Source organism: Aliiglaciecola lipolytica (assembly GCF_018860635.1).
Classification (GTDB): Bacteria; Pseudomonadota; Gammaproteobacteria; order Enterobacterales; family Alteromonadaceae; genus Aliiglaciecola; species Aliiglaciecola lipolytica_A.
Genome location: NZ_JAHKPT010000036.1, coordinates 174,162 through 176,871, shown reverse-complemented (window position 1 = coordinate 176,871; position 2,710 = coordinate 174,162). Strand labels below are relative to the sequence as shown.

Sequence of the window (2,710 nt, the reverse complement as noted above, 5' to 3'; positions counted from 1 at the left end):
CCCGCCTACAGGGTTGAATCCATCAAATCACACGCGCGGGGCTAAAGCACCCGCCTACAGGGTTGAATCCATCAAATCACACGCGCGGGGTTAAAACACCCGCCTACAGGGGGATCAATGGATCGAATATTTTGAGGGTAGGGGATCTAACTGATTAGAAAAGGGAATTACCGGTTTGATTAAACCGGTAATTTATAAGACTGCCAGAAATTTTCGAACAGGTCTTTAGGCATGATAGCGCCTGGTGTTTCAATCACTTTACTGGCTGCTGCACTAGCTGCTAAAGCAGAGGTTTTAGGATCGAAACCGGAAACTCGGGCACCAATATAAACGCCATTAAATGCATCGCCCGCTGAGGTGGTATCAACTACATTGTCATTGGGCACAATGGGGACAACCTCACGTCCGCCTTCGTTGATGATGATGACGTTCTTCTCGCCTTGCTTCATCACCAATTCTTTTGGCGAATACTGCATGCACAACTCGATACATTGCTCAACGTCATCCATACCATAAAGCTTATCAAAGTCATCTACGCCAGGAAGTAATACATCAGCTATCTGGAACGCCTTTTCGATATTTAATTTCGCAATATCGGCAGAACGCCAAAGCTGAGGGCGGTAGTTAGGATCAAACGCAATCACCACGCCAGCCTGCTGCATTTCCTCTAGTTTCTGCCAGAACAAGGATCTTTCTTCATCCAACAAAATCGCTAAACTTATGCCTGAGAAGAAGAACATTCCGGTTTCATTTAACGCCAAGGATTGCTCAGAAGACAAAGCACTAACCATGCGCTTCGCGGCAGAATCACCACGCCAATAAATGAATGAGCGCTCACCAAAATCGTCAGTAATTACCATATAACTGCCAATATGATGTGAAGCTATCTTCGGGAGAAACTGGCTGCCGATGCTCTCATTGGATAGACGAGACACCAACTCACTACTGAGTTTGTCCATTCCTAAGCACGACATAAATTCAATGTCTAGCTCAGGAAAGGCACGTTTTAAATAGACACAAGAGTTATATAAATCGCCTGCAAATGACTTTCCAAGCTCATTCTCACTCTTGTTTACCAACTCAAGCATACACTCGCCTGCAAATACTAGCGGCCCGCTTACTTTAGTAAAAATATCCACTGACGGGTTATCGCTGGTATTTTCATTCTGATGTGACATTCATTGGTTCTCTATTTAATAAATATTATAAAAAGTCTTCTCTAAGCGGGCTGAAAACATCGATTAAAATGCCAGCTTTTTTGCATACTGCGCCGTGGTCAGCATGAGGTAGCATAAAAAAGCAATCGCCAGCTTTCAATAATTGTTTTTCTTCACCCACTTGCACTTCAAATTCACCGCTTTCAATATAGGTAACTTGAGAATGAGGATGGGCGTGAACATAACCAATCGCATTGTCGTCAAACCAGATTTTGGCCATCATAATTTGGTCATTATAGCCCATTAATTGGCGTTTCATGCCGTTACCAATATCTTCAATTGGTTGTTTATCACCGTAAATAAACGCTTCGCTATGTGTCATATTTTTTCCCCAAGTTAATTTATGGTGGTATCTAATCAACTTAACCTAAAATTGTCAACCATTAATGCCCTCTTGTTGTTACCAATTTAAATTTTATTGGTAATAATCTTGGGGAGGTGTATGCTAGGTTAATTACCTTAGTTGTTAAGCAAGTGTAAAGATAGACAAGGTTTATCCTAACTAAGTATTAGTACAAACCTAGGTATAAGTAAAATAAACAGAAAAGCGAAATAATAATACTAAAGCTGTAGTGTTTGGGTGAGAGGTCATAAGATGAAAAATCGTCGCATGTTTTGGCAGATAGTCGAAAAAATCGAAGCGTTAATTGATTCCGGAAAGTATCCTCCCGGCAGTCGATTACCACCCGAACGTGAATTAGCTGAAACGTTTAACGTAAGCCGCCCTACGATTAGAGAAGCAATCATTGCTTTGGAAGTAAGGGAACGGGTTGACGTGAAAACAAGTTCTGGGGTTTACGTGCTGGAAAATCCTCAAAAAGCAGAACCTGAAGTAAAAGTCAGTGCCTTTGAATTAACCCAAGCAAGAGCATTAGTTGAAGGTGAAGCCGCAGCGTTAGCAGCAGCCTCAATTACCGAACAAGAACTGGCTGAATTAGAAGCCACTTTAGTTGCCATGGAAAAAGGCATTCAACCGGAAAAGGCCGATCGCCAGTTCCACCTCATCATATCCAAAGCAACGCGAAACAACGCGGTCTCTTTAGCGGTTGAAAAATTTTGGCAATTACGAGATTCAGAACCAGAGATTGTTAACGTCTACAAAAATGTCTGCAACCGCAGCGACAGCGACCGATTAGAAGAACATCGAAAGATATTCACCGCCCTAAAAAATCGAGATTCGGCGGAAGCAAGACAAGCAATGCATTATCATTTCAATCGATTAATCAATACATTATTCGAAATTAGCGAAGCCAAAGCCCTAGAAGAAGTGCGCAAACAATCGACCCAAACCCGCGATTTATATTCGTTGAATCATTTAGTCGAATAGGCATTAATCTGTAGCATGGCCTTTAGGCCATGGGTTTATCATGGGGTTTTGATACCCCTCTCTCGGGGCTAAAGCCGCCGACTACAGGGTGACCGCGCATGGATTTTTCCTCGAGCCCTGTAGAATGGTCTTTAGGCCATGGGCTCTCTCGGGGCTAAAGCCGCCG

Annotated in this window: 3 protein-coding genes; 1 reads left to right on the top strand and 2 read right to left on the bottom strand. The window is 42.8% G+C overall.

Going from position 1 to position 2,710, the window contains the following annotated elements; genetic code table 11:
- Nucleotides 1–179: 179 nt before the first annotated feature.
- Both KO530_RS21835 and KO530_RS21830 read right to left on the bottom strand, forming a co-directional pair.
- Nucleotides 180–1,178, bottom strand: a complete 999-nt coding sequence (locus KO530_RS21835; RefSeq protein WP_216050587.1) for a sugar kinase — start codon at nt 1,176–1,178, stop codon at nt 180–182.
- Between the two features lie 25 nt (nt 1,179–1,203).
- Nucleotides 1,204–1,539 carry a cupin domain-containing protein gene (locus KO530_RS21830; RefSeq protein ID WP_216050586.1) on the bottom strand — a complete coding sequence of 112 codons (336 nt, stop codon included), beginning with the start codon at nt 1,537–1,539 and terminating at the stop codon, nt 1,204–1,206.
- A gap of 273 nt (nt 1,540–1,812) precedes the next feature.
- On the opposite strand from KO530_RS21830, the gene KO530_RS21825 reads away from it, so the two are divergent.
- Entirely contained in the window at nt 1,813–2,544 is a 732-nt protein-coding gene (locus KO530_RS21825; RefSeq protein WP_216050585.1) for a FadR/GntR family transcriptional regulator, read from the top strand.
- Nucleotides 2,545–2,710 lie beyond the last annotated feature (166 nt).